This is a genomic window from Companilactobacillus suantsaicola, assembly GCF_004745525.1.
GTDB lineage: Bacteria > Bacillota > Bacilli > Lactobacillales > Lactobacillaceae > Companilactobacillus > Companilactobacillus suantsaicola.
Map to the genome: position 1 here is coordinate 23,892 of NZ_RKLY01000001.1, position 18,156 is coordinate 42,047.

Annotated in this window: 19 protein-coding genes; all 19 read left to right on the forward strand. The window is 36.8% G+C overall.

Features of this window, described 5'->3' with window-relative positions:
- On the forward strand, positions 1–966 hold the full coding sequence (mraY, locus tag EGT49_RS00125) for a phospho-N-acetylmuramoyl-pentapeptide-transferase (protein ID WP_135370927.1): 966 nt from the start codon (positions 1–3) through the stop codon (positions 964–966).
- 16 nt (positions 967–982) lie between these two features.
- On the forward strand, positions 983–2,356 hold the full coding sequence (gene murD, locus EGT49_RS00130) for a UDP-N-acetylmuramoyl-L-alanine--D-glutamate ligase (protein ID WP_135370928.1): 1,374 nt from the start codon (positions 983–985) through the stop codon (positions 2,354–2,356).
- A gap of 8 nt (positions 2,357–2,364) precedes the next feature.
- Positions 2,365–3,465, forward strand: a complete 1,101-nt coding sequence (gene murG / locus EGT49_RS00135) for an undecaprenyldiphospho-muramoylpentapeptide beta-N-acetylglucosaminyltransferase (protein ID WP_167849709.1) — start codon at positions 2,365–2,367, stop codon at positions 3,463–3,465.
- 18 nt (positions 3,466–3,483) lie between these two features.
- Positions 3,484–4,179: a cell division protein FtsQ/DivIB gene (locus EGT49_RS00140; protein WP_167849703.1), complete on the forward strand. Its 696-nt coding sequence runs from the start codon at positions 3,484–3,486 to the stop codon at positions 4,177–4,179.
- A gap of 76 nt (positions 4,180–4,255) precedes the next feature.
- Positions 4,256–5,584: a cell division protein FtsA gene (ftsA, locus tag EGT49_RS00145; protein ID WP_135370931.1), complete on the forward strand. Its 1,329-nt coding sequence runs from the start codon at positions 4,256–4,258 to the stop codon at positions 5,582–5,584.
- A gap of 47 nt (positions 5,585–5,631) precedes the next feature.
- Positions 5,632–6,870 carry a cell division protein FtsZ gene (ftsZ, locus tag EGT49_RS00150; protein WP_135370932.1) on the forward strand — a complete coding sequence of 413 codons (1,239 nt, stop codon included), beginning with the start codon at positions 5,632–5,634 and terminating at the stop codon, positions 6,868–6,870.
- 14 nt (positions 6,871–6,884) lie between these two features.
- On the forward strand, positions 6,885–7,289 hold the full coding sequence (locus tag EGT49_RS00155; protein WP_135370933.1) for a cell division protein SepF: 405 nt from the start codon (positions 6,885–6,887) through the stop codon (positions 7,287–7,289).
- A 16-nt stretch (positions 7,290–7,305) separates the two neighbouring features.
- Positions 7,306–7,572: a YggT family protein gene (locus tag EGT49_RS00160; RefSeq protein ID WP_135370934.1), complete on the forward strand. Its 267-nt coding sequence runs from the start codon at positions 7,306–7,308 to the stop codon at positions 7,570–7,572.
- A gap of 1 nt (position 7,573) precedes the next feature.
- Positions 7,574–8,368, forward strand: coding sequence for a YlmH family RNA-binding protein (locus EGT49_RS00165; protein WP_135370935.1), 795 nt, complete (start codon positions 7,574–7,576; stop codon positions 8,366–8,368).
- 12 nt (positions 8,369–8,380) lie between these two features.
- Positions 8,381–9,118, forward strand: a complete 738-nt coding sequence (locus EGT49_RS00170) for a DivIVA domain-containing protein (RefSeq protein ID WP_135370936.1) — start codon at positions 8,381–8,383, stop codon at positions 9,116–9,118.
- 175 nt (positions 9,119–9,293) lie between these two features.
- Positions 9,294–12,071 carry an isoleucine--tRNA ligase gene (gene ileS / locus EGT49_RS00175; protein ID WP_135370937.1) on the forward strand — a complete coding sequence of 926 codons (2,778 nt, stop codon included), beginning with the start codon at positions 9,294–9,296 and terminating at the stop codon, positions 12,069–12,071.
- 12 nt (positions 12,072–12,083) lie between these two features.
- A complete protein-coding gene (locus EGT49_RS00180) occupies positions 12,084–12,299 on the forward strand; it encodes a cold-shock protein (RefSeq protein WP_135370938.1) in 216 nt (71 codons plus the stop codon).
- A 34-nt stretch (positions 12,300–12,333) separates the two neighbouring features.
- On the forward strand, positions 12,334–13,755 hold the full coding sequence (locus EGT49_RS00185) for an MFS transporter (RefSeq protein ID WP_135370939.1): 1,422 nt from the start codon (positions 12,334–12,336) through the stop codon (positions 13,753–13,755).
- Entirely contained in the window at positions 13,748–14,317 is a 570-nt protein-coding gene (locus tag EGT49_RS00190) for an NUDIX hydrolase (protein WP_135370940.1), read from the forward strand. The genes EGT49_RS00185 and EGT49_RS00190 overlap by 8 nt, the downstream gene beginning before the upstream one ends.
- On the forward strand, positions 14,318–14,602 hold the full coding sequence (locus EGT49_RS00195; protein WP_135370941.1) for a hypothetical protein: 285 nt from the start codon (positions 14,318–14,320) through the stop codon (positions 14,600–14,602).
- Positions 14,603–14,612: 10 nt separating this feature from the next.
- The gene (locus tag EGT49_RS00200; protein WP_135370942.1) at positions 14,613–15,302 is read left to right on the forward strand and encodes a 5'-methylthioadenosine/adenosylhomocysteine nucleosidase; all 690 of its coding nucleotides are present in this window, start codon (positions 14,613–14,615) and stop codon (positions 15,300–15,302) included.
- Positions 15,303–15,314: 12 nt separating this feature from the next.
- Positions 15,315–16,466, forward strand: a complete 1,152-nt coding sequence (locus EGT49_RS00205) for a cysteine desulfurase family protein (RefSeq protein WP_135370943.1) — start codon at positions 15,315–15,317, stop codon at positions 16,464–16,466.
- A gap of 46 nt (positions 16,467–16,512) precedes the next feature.
- Complete coding sequence (locus EGT49_RS00210; RefSeq protein ID WP_135370944.1) at positions 16,513–16,848, forward strand: hypothetical protein; 336 nt, start codon at positions 16,513–16,515, stop codon at positions 16,846–16,848.
- 13 nt (positions 16,849–16,861) lie between these two features.
- Complete coding sequence (gene mnmA / locus EGT49_RS00215) at positions 16,862–17,980, forward strand: tRNA 2-thiouridine(34) synthase MnmA (RefSeq protein ID WP_167849704.1); 1,119 nt, start codon at positions 16,862–16,864, stop codon at positions 17,978–17,980.
- Positions 17,981–18,156 lie beyond the last annotated feature (176 nt).

An 18,156-nucleotide genomic window follows, 5' to 3' on the forward strand; every position in this document is an offset into this window, starting at 1 on the left:
ATGGAAACTAGTCATATTGTTTTCGACATATTAAGTTCGTTTCTAATCGTGGCAATTTTAATGCCGTTCATGATTAGATATTTAATCAAGCACAAGGAAGGCCAGTCGATTCGTGATGAAGGACCGAAATGGCATGAAAAAAAATCGGGTACACCAACTATGGGTGGACTCTTAGTTATCTTGGCTACTCTGATTACCAATATTTGGGTTGGAGCTTGGCAAGGTCAATTGACCCATTCATTATTGATTACGACCTTTGTGATCGTGTTGTACGGCTGTATCGGTTTTATTGATGACTTCATCAAAGTTTTCAAAAAACGTAATTTAGGCTTGCGTGCTTATCAAAAAGCCTTGTTACAAGTAATTGTGGGATTGATTTTTCTTTATGTTTACAACAACGATCAATTACCAATGAACTTTACAATTCCAGGGATTCTTTCAGTCAACTCAGTTGTGATTTTCATCCTGTTCACGCTTTTCTGGCTAGTTGGATTTTCTAACGCCACTAATTTAACTGACGGACTCGATGGTTTGCTTGGTGGCCTAGGAACTATTTCTTACGCTACTTACGGAATCATTTCCTTGAATCAAAATCGCATTGACTTAGCAATCGTTTGTTTCTCAGTAGTCGGTGGCTTGTTAGCTTTCTTACTTTACAACCACAAACCAGCCAAGATTTTCATGGGTGATGTAGGTTCATTAGCACTTGGAGCCGGCTTAGCAGCTATTTCCATTCTTTTAGGTCGCTACTGGTCATTATTGTTGATTGGTTTTGTCTATGTAGTAGAGACTACTAGTGTTATGTTACAAGTCTTTTCATTCAAAGTTTTCCATCGTCGCATCTTCAAGATGACACCTATTCACCATCATTTTGAAATGCTCGGTTGGACGGAATGGAAGATTGATATTGTCTTTTGGATCGTTGGTTTAATTTGTTCGGCAATTTATTTAATTTTATTCGTATAGGAAGTAATTGATAGCAATGAAAACGAAAAGTAATTATTCAAATAAAAAATTCTTAGTTTTAGGTTTAGCCAAAAGTGGTTACGCAGTAGCTAAACTTTTGAAAAAAATGGGTTCTGAGGTTACAGTCGTTGATTCTAACCCCTTAGAAAAAAACACTGAGGCCAAAGCCTTGATCGATGAAGGATTCAAAGTGATCACTGGTAGTAATGATAAAAGTTTGATTGATAACTCTTATGACTACTTAGTTAAGAATCCGGGAATCTTTTACTCAAATGAGTTAGTTCAAGCAGCTGAAAAGTTGAATATTCCAGTTATCACTGAACCAGAGATTGCTTATAGTTTCTCTGATGCCACGATGGTTGCAGTTACAGGGACTAATGGTAAAACAACCGTAACAACGTTGATTCAATTGATGTTGAAGCATTCACCTAAATTTAAGAATGCTTATTATGCTGGTAATATTGGTATTCCGATTTCAGATGTGATTCAAAAAGCAACTAAAGACGATGTTGTTGTGACAGAGTTATCTAGTTTCCAACTCCAAGGTACAATTGATTTACATCCTCATGTTGCCGTCTTGAATAATATTTATTCAACTCATTTGGATTTTCATAAGACACGTGCTAATTACATTAAAGCTAAAATGCATATTACTAAGAATCAAACTAAGAATGATTACTTCGTTGTTAATTGGAATACTGAGGAATGGCGTAATCTCGCTAGCGAATCCGCTGCCAAAATATTACCGTTCTCAGATAATCAAGAATTAAATAATGGTGCTTTTGTAAAGGATGACATTATTTATTGTAATGGTGAAAAGATCATGAATGCCTCGGATATTAAGATCCCCGGCGAACATAACGTTCAAAATGCCTTAGCTGCTATCAGCGTTGCGAAGTTATATGATGTAAGTAATCAAGATATTATCGAAGTCTTAGCTACTTTTACTGGTGTTAAGCATAGAATCCAATATGTCGATACCTTCGGTGGGCATAAATTCTATAATGATTCCAAAGCAACTAACGTTGAAGCTACTATCGTGGCTCTGACGGCCTTTAAGACACCAATTACTTTGATTGCGGGTGGCCTTGATCGTGGTAACGGCTTTGACGAATTGATTCCTTCTTTGAAGGGCAAAGTCAATAATTTGGTTGTCTACGGTCAAACTGCCGACAAAGTGATTGAATCAGCACAAAAAGCTGATGTTGGCAATATTGTCAAAGTTGATAATTTAAAACAAGCTGTACCTGAAGCTTATAAACAAAGTGATGCTGGGGATGTTATCTTACTTTCACCAGCTGCTGCTAGTTGGGATCAATTTAAGACTTTCGAACAACGTGGAGACCAATTCATTGATGAGGTTGAAACTCTAAAGGGAGAAGTTAAGTAATGACAAAAATGCGTATAATTGTTTCCGGTGGTGGTACCGGTGGTCATATCTATCCAGCAATGGCTCTAATTAAGCGTTTAAAAGAACGAGACATGATTGAAGATGTTTTATACGTTGGTACAGAAAAAGGCTTAGAAAGCAAAATAGTCAAGAATGCAGGCATTGCTTTTAAGACGATTGAGATTCGTGGATTTAAGCGGAAGTTGACCATAGAAAATGTCAAAGTAGTTGAATTGTTCTTGTCGAGCATCCGTAAATCAAAGAAGATTATCAAAGACTTTAAACCAGACATTGTTATCGGAACTGGTGGTTATGTTTCTAGTGCGATTGTTTATGCAGCACATGCGATGCATATCCCAACAGTAATTCATGAACAAAATACTATTGCTGGTGTTACGAATAAATTCTTGGCTCACTTTGTTGACAAGATTGCGATTGCCTTTCCAGATGCAGTTGATCAGTTTAGTGAGAAAAAGAAATTGGTCTTTGCAGGTAATCCTCGTGCCCAAGAAGTAGTCAATATTCAAAAAAATGATCGTTTGAAAGAATTTAATTTAACGCCTGATAAACCAACCGTGATGATTTTTGGTGGTTCAAGAGGAGCCAAGCCAATTAACCTTGCGACTATCAGCGCTTTGGAAAAATTTGCGGCAACGGATTATCAAGTTTTGTTTGTCACTGGTCGGGTCCATTACGACGGCGTGATAGAAAAAATTGATAAAAAGTACCTTAACTGTGCAAATATTGCCGTTTTACCATATATTGATAATATGCCGGAAATTTTACCTGATCTTAATTTAATCGTCGGTCGTAGCGGCGCTACAAGTATCGCGGAGATTACAGCATTAGGCATTCCTGCAATCTTTATTCCGAGTCCTTATGTAACGCATGATCATCAAACGAAAAATGCTCAATCTGTTTCTAAAGTGGGTGCGGCCCGCGTGATAGCTGAAGCAGAATTGACGCCTGATTCACTTTTCAAAAATGTCGACGAGATCATGGGCGATAAGAAACTTCAAAGTGAAATGTCAGAGAAGTCGAAAAAAACCGGTGTTCCTGATGCCGCTGATCGCTTGATAAAAGTTCTAAGTGACTTGGTAAATAAGTAATGTAAGGATTTGATGGTGTTGAAAAAAAGAATTAGGATAAGTAAAAATAGTCTGATATTTTTGATAGGCTTTATTATAGTTATCATTGCTTATTTTGGTTCACCTTTAAGTAAAGTCAGAAACATCAACGTTGAAGGTGTTAACGACTTAGGCGCACAGCAAATCATCAATGCTTCAAAAGTAGATGATCATTCAGTTTTGCTGCATGTTTTGATACACCATAAGTCTATTGCGCAACAGACAGAAAAAAAGTTGCCATCAGTTGAGTCGGTCTCAATCAAAAGTCGAAACTTTCGTGACTTAACGATCAAAGTCAAAGAGTTTCCAACTTTAGGATTCATTTATAAAAATGGTTCGTATTATCGAATTATTAAAAATGGGCAAGTTTTGAATCAAAAAATGAATGCACCGATTGGTAATTATCCAGTCTATAGCAACTTTGGTTCAAAACGTTTAAAGCAGATCTCAAAACTTTATGCTGATTTGCCAAGTAATGTCCAAACTAATATTTCTGAGTTTTATAACGCTCCAACTAAATTGAATCCGTATCGGATCAAGATTGATATGAATGATGGTAATAAAGTTGTTGCGGATATTCGTACGGTAAAATCCAAATTGAAGTATTATCCAGGTATGGCTGCCCAAATGAAAAAAAAGGGCGTTATAGATTTGGAAATTGGTGCCTATTCTCATCCGTATAAAGACAAGAAATAGGTTTAATATAATCATATTTGTGTTAAAATTTTTTAGTGAATAGATTTTTTCTAGGTAAGGGAGGCTGCCACGATTAATGGACAATTCAGAGTTTTTTGTAGGTCTTGATATTGGTACAAATTCGATAAAAGTAGTGGTTGCTGAATCGTCAGATGATCGTTTAAGTATCGTCGGCGTTGGAAGCGAACGATCACAAGGAGTTAGCCGTGGCGTTATAGTCGATATAGATAAAGCTGCGGGTGCTATCAAACGGGCTGTTAAGCGAGCTGAAACACAAGCAAATATTTCGATTCGTGACGTTGTAGTCGGTATATCGGCTAATATGTTACAGATTGAAAAATGTCAAGGGATGATTGCCGTAGGTTCTTCATCTAAGGAAATTACAGAAAATGATGTCAGACAGGTTATGCTGGCAGCTATGGTTCAAAACTTACCCAGTGAGCGAGAAGTAGTTTCTTTAATTCCCAAGCAATTTTCTGTTGATGGATTTAATAATATTCGTGATCCACGCGGTATGATCGGTGTTCGTTTAGAGATGAACGGAATTATCTATACCGCACCAAAGACAATCGTCCATAATACTAAAAAGGCGATTCAAAAAGCAGGATTGAATATTATCCACAAAGTGATTTCACCGATGGCCTTGAGCCAAGTTGTTTTGAATGACGGTGAAAGTGATTTTGGAGCTGTAATTATTGATATGGGAGCAGGTCAAACGACTGCTTCGGTTGTCCATGATCATAACTTGAAATTATCGACTGTTGATTTTGAAGGTGGAGATTACGTCACACACGATATTTCCGTCGTTTTAAATACTACAGTCGAGAATGCTAATCAGTTGAAGCTTTATTATGGTAACGCGTCATCAGCAAAATCTTCTAAAGAAGAAAACATTAATGTTGAAGTAGTTGGCAAGAGCGAACCAGTTATGATTTCAGAAGAATATCTTTCTGAAATTATTGAAGCAAGATTGGAACAAATTTTTACAAGACTTCAAGCACCACTTGAGGATGCTGGTGCACTGTCTCTTCCTGGTGGTATTGTTTTAACAGGCGGAGTGGCTGCAACACCGAATATTGAGGATCTAGCAAAGAGAATATTTGATGTGAAAGTAAGAAGCTATGTACCGACACAGATGGGTATGAGGTATCCTTCATATTCATTAGGTTTAGGTTTGGTTACTTATGCTTCAAGGTTGAATGATATTGGTGTGATTGCCGATAACGTCGTCAATGGTGCAGTTGTAAATCATAATCAACAAGTACCAAAGACACCTGTCGATCCAACGCCTCAACCACAGCAACCACAACAGCAGCCAAAAGAATCTGAGGAACAGACTTCTGAGGAACCAAAACCAAAGAAGACATCTAAACTCAAAGACTTTTGGAGTAAGTTTTTTGATTAAATAAAAAGTAAATTATAATAACAATTTAAACTAGGAGGAACTCCTTAATGGAATATACTTTAGACTCAACCAATAATAAGGGAGCGGTAATTAAAGTTATCGGTGTTGGTGGCGCCGGTGGTAATGCCGTAAATCGAATGGTGGAAGCAGGCATCAAAGGTGTGCAATTCATCGCCGCTAACACTGACGTTCAAGCGCTAGAAAGTTCTAACGCTGAAACAAAAATTCAATTAGGACCTAAATTAACTAGAGGGTTAGGTGCTGGCTCAAATCCCGAGGTTGGCCAAAAAGCCGCTCAAGAAAGTGAAGAAGCCATTAAAGAGGCCCTTGAGGGCGCAGATATGATCTTTGTTACCGCCGGAATGGGTGGTGGTACTGGTACTGGTGCAGCACCAATTGTTGCCAATATTGCTAAAGAAAGTGGTGCCTTGACTGTTGGGGTCGTAACACGTCCGTTTGCTTTTGAAGGAGCTAAACGTTCTCGTTTTGCTGCTGATGGTATTACTGAACTTAAAAAAGATGTTGACACTTTAGTTATCATTTCTAACAGTAAGTTACTTGAAATCGTTGATAAGAAAACACCAATGGGTGAAGCCTTCAGTATTGCTGATGATGTTTTACGTCAAGGTGTTCAAAGTATTTCTGATTTAATTACTTCACCAGGATTTGTTAACTTGGACTTTGCCGATGTTAAGACCGTTATGTCTGATCAAGGATCTGCCTTGATGGGTATTGGTACTGCTAACGGTGAAAATAGAATTACCGAAGCTACTAAGAAGGCTATTTCTTCACCATTACTTGAAGTTTCAATTGATGGTGCTAAACAAGTTCTTCTTAATATTACTGGTGGTCCTGACTTGTCGCTATTTGAAGCTCAAGATGCAGCGCAAATTGTTTCCGAACAAGCTACATCTGATGTTAATATTATCTTTGGTACTTCCATCGATGATACTTTAGGTGATCAAGTTAAGGTTACGGTAATTGCTACAGGCGTTGAAAGTGAAGATAAGAAGCGTGAGCCTTCAAGACGTCCACTAAACAATCCTCGAGCTACGTTGAACAACAATAATAATGCTCAACAAAAAGCTCCAGAACAAGCCAAGAAACCGGAAACTTCAAATGATCCGTTGGCTGATTGGGACATCAATCGTGAAGCTTCTAAGTCTAAAGATGTTACTGGTGAAAAAGGTGATTTTGAAATTTTCCAAAAACCAGAAACTATTGATTTAAGCGATGATGATGACGATTCAACTCCACCAATCTTTAAACGTCGTAACAACAAATAAAGGGAGATTTTCTTATGGCATTTGAAAAGTTAAGCAGTTTTTTTGGAATTAATGATGAAGATGATCTTGAAGAGAACAAGGTCGATGCTCCAGTCCAAAAAAATTATTCAAATAATGAAAAGGTCGTTTCTATGAGCGCTGCTAGTGAGAGTCGAAGTGCAGTCAACAGTAAGATTGCAATTTATCAACCAAGAGTTTACTCAGATGCAAAAGTTATCGCTAAACAACTTTTGAATAATAAAGCTGTAATCGTTAATTTCAACAATGTCAACGATGAACAATCAAAGAGAATCGTAGATTTCTTAACTGGTACTATCTTCGCTTTGAATGGCGAAATCAAACGTGTTGGAGAAAAGATCTTTCTTTGCACACCACCGAAGTTTGAAATCGATGGAAGCATACCAGATATAAACGAATAGTTAGTCGAGGAAAGATATGGATCGAATTTTAAGTGGATTACCATTTATTATTGGGACGGCATTTGAGTTATACGAATTTATTTTGTTCGTATACTGTTTAATGTCATTTATACCGTCACTTTATGGTTCTAGCTTTGGAAGGTTTGTGGCCTCTTTGGTTAATCCATTGTTAGATCTAATTAGAAAAGTTATTCCTACAACGATAGGATTTCTAGATTTTTCTCCAATAATTGCTATTATCTTAATTCAATTATTGCAGAAAGTGATATTTATGATAATTTAAAATGGAAAATAAAAATGGAGTCGTAGGTGGAGGTTATTTCCGGCCTGAAGAAAAACCGTTTATCGATAAGATGAGCGATATCTTGTTGAAGGCACAGACGATGTATACTCCACAATTAACGGATTTTTTGAATTTACGAGAACAAACAATTTTAAATAATCTGATTAATAAGTATGATGACTTATTTGTACATTATTTTGGTGGTTATCATAACGCTGAAAGAGTCAGGGGAATTATTGCTCCTGACTATTTTGTGCCTCAAGAATCAGATTATCAGGTGTCAGTGTTAGAGATTCGCTATCCAGAAAAGTTTGCTAATTTACATCATGGACAGATTCTCGGTTCCTTAACTGGATCTGGAGTAGATCGTGATCGATTTGGAGATATCATCACCGATGGACAAAATTGGCAATTTTTCATGTTTAAATCAATGGTTCCCTTTATTGAGGAACAAGTGAAAAAAGTTGGTCCGTTTAAAGTTCATATACTGGAAAAGAATTTTAAAGATTTATTGTTGCCTAAAGACGATTCGACCGATGAAACAGTGAGTGTGCAGTCACTACGATTGGATACCATTGTCGCCACGGTTTACGATATGTCACGGCAAAATGCTAAAACATTAGTCGAACACGGACAAGTACAAATTAATTGGGCTGTGAATAAAAATGCCAGTTCATTTATTACAATTACTGATACACTTAGTGTAAGAGGTTTTGGTAGAATAAGAATCAATGACATTTTAGGACGGACAAGAAATAGTAAATATCTTCTTAGTGTCAATGTGATTAAGAAATAGGGGCGTGAAGTTATGGTATTGTCACCAGTAGAGATACATGATAAAGAATTTGATAGCAAATTTAGAGGCTATGACCGCGACCAAGTGAATGAATTTTTGAAGCAAGCAGCCCAAGATTACAATTTAGCTTTGCAAAAAAATGCTGAACTGGAAAAAGAACTTAAAGATACAACTGACCAATTGAAATATTTCACTGATATGAAAGATGCTTTGAATCAATCAATTTTGGTAGCTCAAGAAGCTGCCGAAAAAGTTAAGACTGAATCGGAGCAAGAAGCACAAATTATCGTTGAAGAGTCACAGAAAAAGGCGCGTGACTTGTTGAATCAATCAACCCAGAAGTCAAATCAGATTTTGCAAGATGCTTCTGAACGGGCTCGTCAAGTGACGATTGAAACGGATAATTTGAAGAAGTCAGTCAGTTCCTTTAGAAAAGGTTTACAAGGAATGTTGCAACAACAGTTGGATATGGTTGACAATCCAGAATGGTCAAAACTTGATGATGGAACTTCAACTGAAAAATTGAAGGAAAAAGTTGGTGGACAAGGGTTTGATACTAATCCAAGTAATCAGGCTGAACAATCAAATCCTGAAAATCAACAAGATACGGTTTTCAAGAACGACCAAATGAATTATAATAACAATATTCAAGAAGATCAGTCTGGCGAATCTTATACGATCAATCATCAACAAAATGAACCAACGTTTAATTTTAAAGATGATCAGACAAAAGATACTTCGAGTAATTAAAAGACTTAGTACTTAAATGTTTGTTTTTTTCAGCGAGCTAGTGTTGGTGTGAGACTAGTAAAACTATTTTAGGTATATCAACTTTTATACAATTTATGTGATTTACCAATAGGTGGTATAGCGATAACTCGTCCTAAATTGGATGAGTTTTTTTTATTTTAGAAGGGGTGGAAAAATGCGAGTAAAAGACACATTAAATTTAGGTAAAACTAAATTCCCAATGCGTGGTAATTTGCCAAACAAGGAAGCTGAGTGGCAAAAGGCTTGGGAAGATAACAAACTTTATGAACAAAGACAAAAATTAAACGAAGGTAAACCAACTTTTGAGTTGCTAGATGGCCCTCCATTTGCTAATGGTGACATTCATATGGGACATGCCTTGAACAAGATTTCAAAGGATATTATCGTTCGTTTTAAATCAATGGATGGTTTCCGTTCACCATATGTTCCTGGTTGGGATACTCACGGTCTTCCTATCGAACAACAACTTGCTAAAAAAGGTGTTAAACGTAAGGAAATGACAATGAGCGAATATCGCCAAATGTGTTACGAATTTGCTCAAGGTGAAATCGAAAAGCAAATGGCTGGCTTTAAACGTCTAGGTATTTCTGCTGACTGGGATCACCCATACATTACTTACCAAAAAGAATTTGAAGAAGCCGAGATCAAGGTCTTTGGTGAAATGGTCGATAAAGGTTACATTTACCGTGGTAAAAAACCTGTTTATTGGTCACCATCTTCAGAATCAACCTTAGCTGAAGCTGAAGTTGAGTACAAGGATATCAAGTCACCATCAATTTTCGTTGCTTTTAAAGTACGTGATGGCAAAGGTGTAGTCGATAGTGATGCCTCATTTATCATCTGGACAACTACTCCATGGACAATTCCATCAAATGAGGCTATCTGTGTAAATCCTAAGTTCATTTACGCTGAAGTTAACGCTGATGGTAAGAAATACGTTGTTGCTCAAGAAAGAATCCAATTTGTTCAAGAACAACTAGGCTGGGAAAATGTTGAAATTTTGAAGACTTTCAAGGGTGCGGAACTTGAAGGCTTAACAGCAACACATCCATTCTATGACCGTGAATCAGAATTAATTCTTGGTTTCCACGTTACTTTAGATGATGGTACTGGTCTAGTTCATACAGCTCCTGGATTTGGTGCTGATGACTTTGTTGTCGGTATGAAATACAAGTTGCCTGTTTTCTCTCCAATTGATGCCCAAGGTCGCTTTACTGATGAAGTACCTGAATATCAAGGTGTCTTCTATGATGATGCTAATAAGATGATTACTGAGCGTATGAAGGAAAATGGTTCACTTTTGAAGTTGAGCTTCTTCACTCACAGTTATCCACATGATTGGCGGACTAAGAAACCAGTTATTTTCCGTGCTACACCACAATGGTTTGCTTCAATCGATAAGTTCAGACAACAAATTCTTGATGCTATCGATAATATTGACTTTAAACCAGCTTGGGGTAAAACACGTCTTTACAATATGATTCGTGATCGTGGCGACTGGGTAATTTCTAGACAACGTGCTTGGGGTGTTCCATTGCCAATTTTCTATGCTGAAAATGGCGACCCAATCATGACAAAAGAAACAGTTGACCATGTAGCTGAATTGTTCGGTAAGTATGGTTCTAATGTTTGGTTTGAAAGAGATGCTAAGGATCTTCTACCAGAAGGATATACTAACCCAGGTTCTCCAAATGGCAAGTTTACTAAAGAAACTGATATTCTTGATGTTTGGTTTGATTCTGGATCGGTTCACGCTGCGGTTGCTAAACAACGTGATAACTTGACTTATCCGGCTGACTTGATTCTTGAAGGATCTGATCAATATCGTGGTTGGTTCAACTCAATGTTGGTAACTTCAATTGCGGCCTTTGGTCAAGCTTCTTACAAGTCATTGATGTCACAAGGTTTCACTTTGGATAAGAACGGTGTCAAGATGAGTAAATCACTTGGTAACGTCATTGCCCCTAGTGATATTGAAAGACAATTCGGTGCCGAAATTATTCGTTTGTGGGTAGCTTCAGTTGATTCAAGTTCTGATGTGTCAGTTTCAGTTGACTCATTCAAGCAAGTTTCTGAAACTTACCGTAAGATCAGAAATACTATTAGATTTATGTTAGCTAATACAACTGATTTTGATCCAAAGACTAATGCTGTTGCTTACAATGATCTTCGTCCAGAAGACAAGTATATCAAGGTTAAGTTGAATGACTTAGTTAAAAATGTTTTGGCCGACTACGACAAATATGATTTTGCTGATGTTGAAAAATCAGTCGTCAGCTTTATCGTTAACGAAATGTCAACCTTCTACTTAGACTTTGCTAAGGATGTTGTTTATATTGATGCCGAGGATTCACATGCTCGTCGTTCAATGCAAACAGTTATCTATGACGCAGTGGTTAAGTTAGCGAAAATGTTGACACCAATCTTGCCACATACGATGGAACAAGTTTGGGAATACCTCAAAGAACCAGAAGATTACGTTCAACTAGCTGAAATGCCAGAAGTTGAAGATATCCCTGATCAAGCAGAAATTCAAAACGATTGGGAAATCTTTATGAACTTTAGAGACAATGTCTTGAAATCACTCGAAGTAGCTCGTGGTGATAAGATGATTGGTAAGTCACTAGAAGCTAAAGTAACAGTTCATCCTAGTGCTGAATTAAAGGCTGTCCTTGATAAGATCGACAGTAATTTCGGTCAATTGTTGATTGTTTCTCAATTTGAGTTAACTGATCAAGAATTAGACGGTGCTGATAAGTATGAGTTAGCTGATGTGCTCGTTGAAAAAGCTCAAGGAGACGTTTGTCAAAGATGTCGTATGATCAAGACTGATGTTGGCAGCGACAATGATTATCCAACATTCTGTGCTAGATGTGCTAAAATAGTTGCACAAGAGTATCCAGAAACAAAGTCAGAAGACTTTGATGATTAGGAATGGTGAATAATGTTCACAGGTAAAATTGTTAGATTTAATAAAAATCGTGGCTTTGGTTTCATAAATAATGGTGAAGAAGATATTTTCTTTTTTGCGGACTCAATTCTCAATCGAAATGACTTTTACATCAAAGAAGGTTTAGTCGCTACGTTTGAAATTGCACCAGGGTTCAAGGGACCACAAGCTGTTAATATAAATATCCAAGAAGAAGAAAGCGCTGAATAGTGCTTTCTTTTTCTTTGGCAGTGAGGGAAAAAAGATGGATGAAGAAGTAAATCCAAGAAGATGGCTGATATTAATTTCAGTGGGAATTTTTACGTTGATGTCAACACTTGATGGCTCAATTGTAAATATTGCGTTGCCGATTATTAGTAAAAATTTGAACATCGGGATGAATATGGCTGAATGGGTTGTTTCAATTTATTTGGTCACGATTTGTATTTTTTTACTGATGTTTGGTAAAATTGCTGATTCGATTGGAAAAATAAAAGTTTTCAAAATTGGTTCGATCACTTTTATTGTTGGTTCAATTATTTGTGGATTAAGCAATAATTTAATTTGGTTATTGATTGGTCGAGTTGTCCAAGCAACTGGAGCTTCAATGGCGATGGCAACTAACAATGGTATCATTACGCAAACTTTTCCTAGAAGTGAACGTGGTTATGCTTTAGGCTACATCGGTTCGTTTGTTTCAATCGGGGCCATTGCTGGACCGGGAATCGGTGGTTTAATTTTAGGACATTTTCATTGGAGTTATATTTTCTGGATCAACATTCCAATCGGTATCGTGGCACTGATCTTAGGTTACGTTAATTTACCTAAGCAAGAACCGAAAAATCCAGTTAAATTTGATAAAAAGGGCTTCATGGTGTATTTTGTAACTTTATTACTATTCTTTGGCGCTATCTTTATCGGTCAAGCAGTTGGTTTTTCAAATCCTTATATTATTGCAGCTTTTGTGTTATCAATTGCTTTCTTTTGGTACTTTTTACACTTGGAAAAGAAAATTAGTGATCCGATGATCGAGTTACGGATTTTTAAAAATCATAATTTCACTTTAGGCTTAGTGGCAGGTTTCTTTATCTTTGTAACTAACTTTTTCTTCAATGTTTTGTCACCATTTTATTTGCAAAATGCATTAGGAATTGCTGCGTCAACCGCAGGCTATATTTTGATGGCTTTTCCCTTGGTTCAAGTTGTAGTTGCACCAATTTCTGGTAAAATATCAGCAAAGGTTAATCCAATTGTTTTAACGATCATTGGATTAACAGTAATCGAAATTGCTCAAATTGGTTATTTGTTCTTTAATTTACAGACTCAAATTTGGTTCATTTTATTGTGTATCGGACTCAACGGACTGGGTAACGGTCTTTTTCAGGCACCGAATAATACTATGATCATGAGTTCAGTTGAGCCCAAGGATTTAGGAATTGCGGGCGGTTTAAATGCCTTGTCTCGTAATTTAGGTATGATAATTGGAGTCTCACTTTCAACTACGATTCTGTTTTTGTCCATGAGTCAGTTTTATGGAAAATCAGTCACAACTTATATAGACGGTCGAGCTGATATTTTTATCGATGGAATGCGTGTTACAATGACATTTGCAGTAGTAATTTGTTTAGTCGCAATTTTGATGTCAGTAATTAGATTAATTAAGTCAGGAAGGTCTCAAAATGAATAAAGAAGATTCAAGATATTATGAAGAGATTGTTGAAAAGAAACGGATGTTTGGCGGGAAAATTTTTAACGTCGATGTTGAACAAGTAATTTTGCCCAACGGAATTCCAGATATTCGTGAAGTCGTTGAACACCACGGTGCTGTTGCAATTATTCCATTTACTGATGATGGTAAGATGGTCTTTGTTAGACAATGGCGAACTCCTTTGGAACAAGAAACTTTGGAGATTCCTGCCGGAAAAATCGATTCTGATGAAGGCAGTGACTTAAAAGAAGTTGCTTTGAGAGAAATGAATGAAGAACTTGGTTTAACAACTGAAAAATTAGAAAAAATTACCGCTTTCTTCGCTAGTCCAGGTTATTCAAATGAGAAGTTAACGGTCTTTAAAGCCACTGACTTGCAAAAAGTTGAATTCAAACGTCCTTTGGATGCTGACGAATTTTTAAATGTTGAGGAATTGACTCTAGAAGAAGCTAAGAAACAAATTGAGGCTGGAGTTATTTGTGATTCCAAATCAATTTATGCAGTAACTTATTGGGAGTTATTACAAGCAAAGGAAAAATAAATGTTCTCGAAAATAAAAGACTTTTATCATTCAAAGGTTAAAAAAGATCAACCTCAGTCGGTCATGCGAGCCGATCAAGTTGAAAAGCAACAATTAAAATATCGTCAACAACAGCGTAAAGCTGCTGAGGACACTTACGCTCAAGAGCATCCAGAACAAATTTTGAAAGAAAAAATGCAAGATTTTGAGTATAAGACAAATCGATTGAAAAAAAAGCTAAATATTGCCATCATTACAGTATTCGGCTTAATTATTTTAGTATTTCTAATATTATTTTTTATTTAAGGAGTAAAGTATGAAAATTGGCGTAATCGTTCCCATGGAAGAGGAAATTAAATTAATGAAGGAATCTTTAACGGATATTAAAAAAGATTCAGTAGCTGGGGTAGATATTACGATTGGTAATTATAAAAAACATCAAGTTTATCTAGCTCAAAGTGGTATTGGTAAGGTTCAAGCGGGAATGACAACGACAATTATCAATGACCGTTATCAACCAGATTTTGTAGTTAATACTGGTTCAGCTGGTGGTATCGGAACTGGTTTAAAAATTGGTGATGTAGTGATTTCAGAAAAGTTGGCTTATCATGATGTTGATGCAACTGGCTTTGGTTATAAAGTTGGTCAATTACCTCAACAAGACTTGTATTTTGAAGCTGATCCAACTTATGTTAAGAAAATTGCAGCTGCTGCAGAACGTACTGGTTTGAATCATCATGTTGGTTTGATTGTCAGCGGAGACCAATTTATTGACGCAGCTGAAAAAATTGCTACAATTAAAAAGTCGTTCCCAGATGCCTTAGCATCTGAAATGGAGGGCGCAGCTGTGGCTCAAGTCTGTGCACAATTCAAGACACCGTTCGTTGTTATTCGTTCAATGAGTGATGTTGGTGACGAAAATGCTAGTGTAAACTTTGACGAATTTGTTCTACAAGCCGGACGCAAATCAGTAACAATGTTGCTGAACTTTTTAGACCAAGAATAGAGGGGATTTATTGTGGCATTTGTTTATTTAGATAATGCCGCTACAACACCAATGGCTACATCCGTAGTCGATGTTATTAGCGATCAAATGGCGCATAATTTTGGTAATGCATCTGCAACCAATTATTTTGGACGTCAAGCTCGTAAAGTGTTAGATGAAAGTCGACATGTGATTGCACAAAGTATCAACGCTAAAGACTCAGAAATTGTCTTCACTAGTGGTGGTACTGAAAGTGACAATACGGCTGTAATTGAAACAGCTTTGTCACGTCAAAAATTAGGTAAACACATCATTACGACTGCCATTGAACATGAAGCTGTACTAAAACCAATGGCTTATTTGGAATCACTTGGTTTTGAAATTACTTATTTGAAACCAAATGAACGTGGTGAAGTTACAGTTCAACAAGTTAAAGATGCTCTACGTGATGATACAATTTTAGTTTCGATCATGTATGGTAATAATGAAGTTGGATCGATGAATCCAATTAAGGAAATTGGTGAACTTTTAAAAGATCATCAAGCCTTTTTCCACACAGATGCCGTGCAAGCTTTTGGTATGGAAGATATTGATGTCAAAGCTGAACATATTGACATGTTGTCGACTTCAGCACATAAGATCAATGGACCAAAATTTATTGGTTTCTTGTATATCAATGATGATATTCATATTCCATCTTTTATTAAGGGTGGAGACCAAGAGACTAAACGACGTGCTGGAACGGAAAATGTACCCGCAATTGCTGGTTTTAGTAAAGCAGTGCAATTGTTGACACCAGAAGTAAAAAAAGATCGTCAAAATCGTTACTTTGGCTTTAAACAAAAGATTCAAGAGATTTTAAAAGCAAATAAAATTGCGTTTGGAATCAATGGTCCAACTGATAAACATGCCTTAAATCATGTGATGAACTTGTATTTACCAGGTGTTGATCGAGGGGTCTTATTGACGAGACTTGATTTGGAAGGATTTGCCATTTCTGGTGGATCAGCATGTACAGCCGGAAGTTTGGAACCATCTCATGTTTTAGTGGCAATGTTTGGTGAGGACAGTCCTAAAATTAATGATTCGGTTCGAATCAGTTTTGGTAAAGATAATACTGAAGCAGAAATTGTTAAATTTACTAATAAATTGGTGGAAATCGTTTCTGACTTGACTAATCAATAATTATTATTCAAACTTATCTTATGATTACTGATAAGGGATGATAAAGATGGATAAAAAACAAGCTCAAGTTTTAGGGGATCAAGAAGTTTATACTTTAAGCCCTGACGTTAAACGCTATTCATTGATGGATAGTGGATTTATGGAGACTAATAAAGGTGGTTTCCGTTTGGAACATCCTTTGAATGGAACTTCTCCATATGCTGCCAGATTTTATCTAAAAGCCATCGTCAATAAAGATTTAGATAGTCTGAAGTTGTCGATCACTGATAAAAGTGGGATGCACAATATTAATATTTTTAAATTAAAAGATTCAGAAGCCGAGATTAACGATTATCGTTATTTGATGAACTTCTTGAAAGAAAAAAACGTATTAGCGAAATAAATGAGGTTTAATAATGGAAAATAAAAAGAAGCGTGTTGTAGTAGGTATGAGTGGTGGCGTTGATTCGTCAGTTAGTGCACTTCTTTTGAAACAACAAGGCTACGAGGTTATCGGAGTTTTCATGAAGAATTGGGATGATTCTGATGACTCTGGTGTATGTACTGCAACTGAGGATTATGAGGATGTTGCTAAGGTTGCCAACAAGATTGGTATTCCTTACTACTCAGTTAATTTTGAAAAAGAATATTGGGATCGTGTTTTTGAATACTTCCTTGACGAATATCGTAAGGGTAGAACTCCAAATCCTGATGTTATGTGTAATAAAGAGGTTAAGTTCAAGGCTTTCTTGGACTATGCTAACAAGTTAAATGCAGATTACATTGCTATGGGTCACTATGCACAATCATTCCGTGATGATAACGGTGTAGTTCACTTGCTTCGTGGTGGCGATGCTAACAAGGATCAAACTTACTTCTTGAGTACCGTTCAACAAGAACAATTGCAAAAGGCAATTTTCCCAATTGGTGGTATGCAAAAGTCAGAGGTTCGTCGTATTGCTGAGGAAGCTGGTTTGGCAACTGCTAAGAAGAAGGACTCAACTGGTGTATGTTTCATCGGTGAGAGAAACTTCCGTAAGTTCTTGAGCGAGTTCTTGCCTGCACAACCTGGTAAGATGATGACACCTGATGGTGAGATCAAGGGTGATCATGCTGGTTTGATGTATTACACAATTGGTCAAAGATCAGGACTTGGAATTGGCGGTAACGGTAAGTCAAACGAGCCTTGGTTCGTAGTTGGTAAGGATATGAGTAAGAATATCCTTTATGTTGACCAAGGATATGACAATCCTAGACTTTATGCTGATCATCTTGATGCATCAGATTTGTCATTTATTACCGGACTTGACTATGGTGATACATTCCATGCCACAGCTAAGTTCAGATATCGTCAACAAGATACTGGCGTTACAGTTCACGTCTTAGACGATGGCAAAGTTAACGTTGAGTTCGACAATCCAGTTCGTGCTATCACACCTGGACAAGAAGTTGTCTTCTACGATGGTGAGGAGTGCCTTGGTGGTGCTACTATCGATGCTGCTTATATGGCAGAAAAGAAATTACAATATATTTAAAACTAACTAAAACTAACTAAATTCAACTGAAAAATGGAGAGCGGGACAGGACATGGTCAACTCTCGAGCATTAAGGCAAATAGGCCAAGATAATCGCTTTTTGATTACCTTGGCCTATTTGTTTTAAGCGGAAAGAGTTATGTCCTGTTCCGCGTTTATGCTGCAAGTTTAGGAGT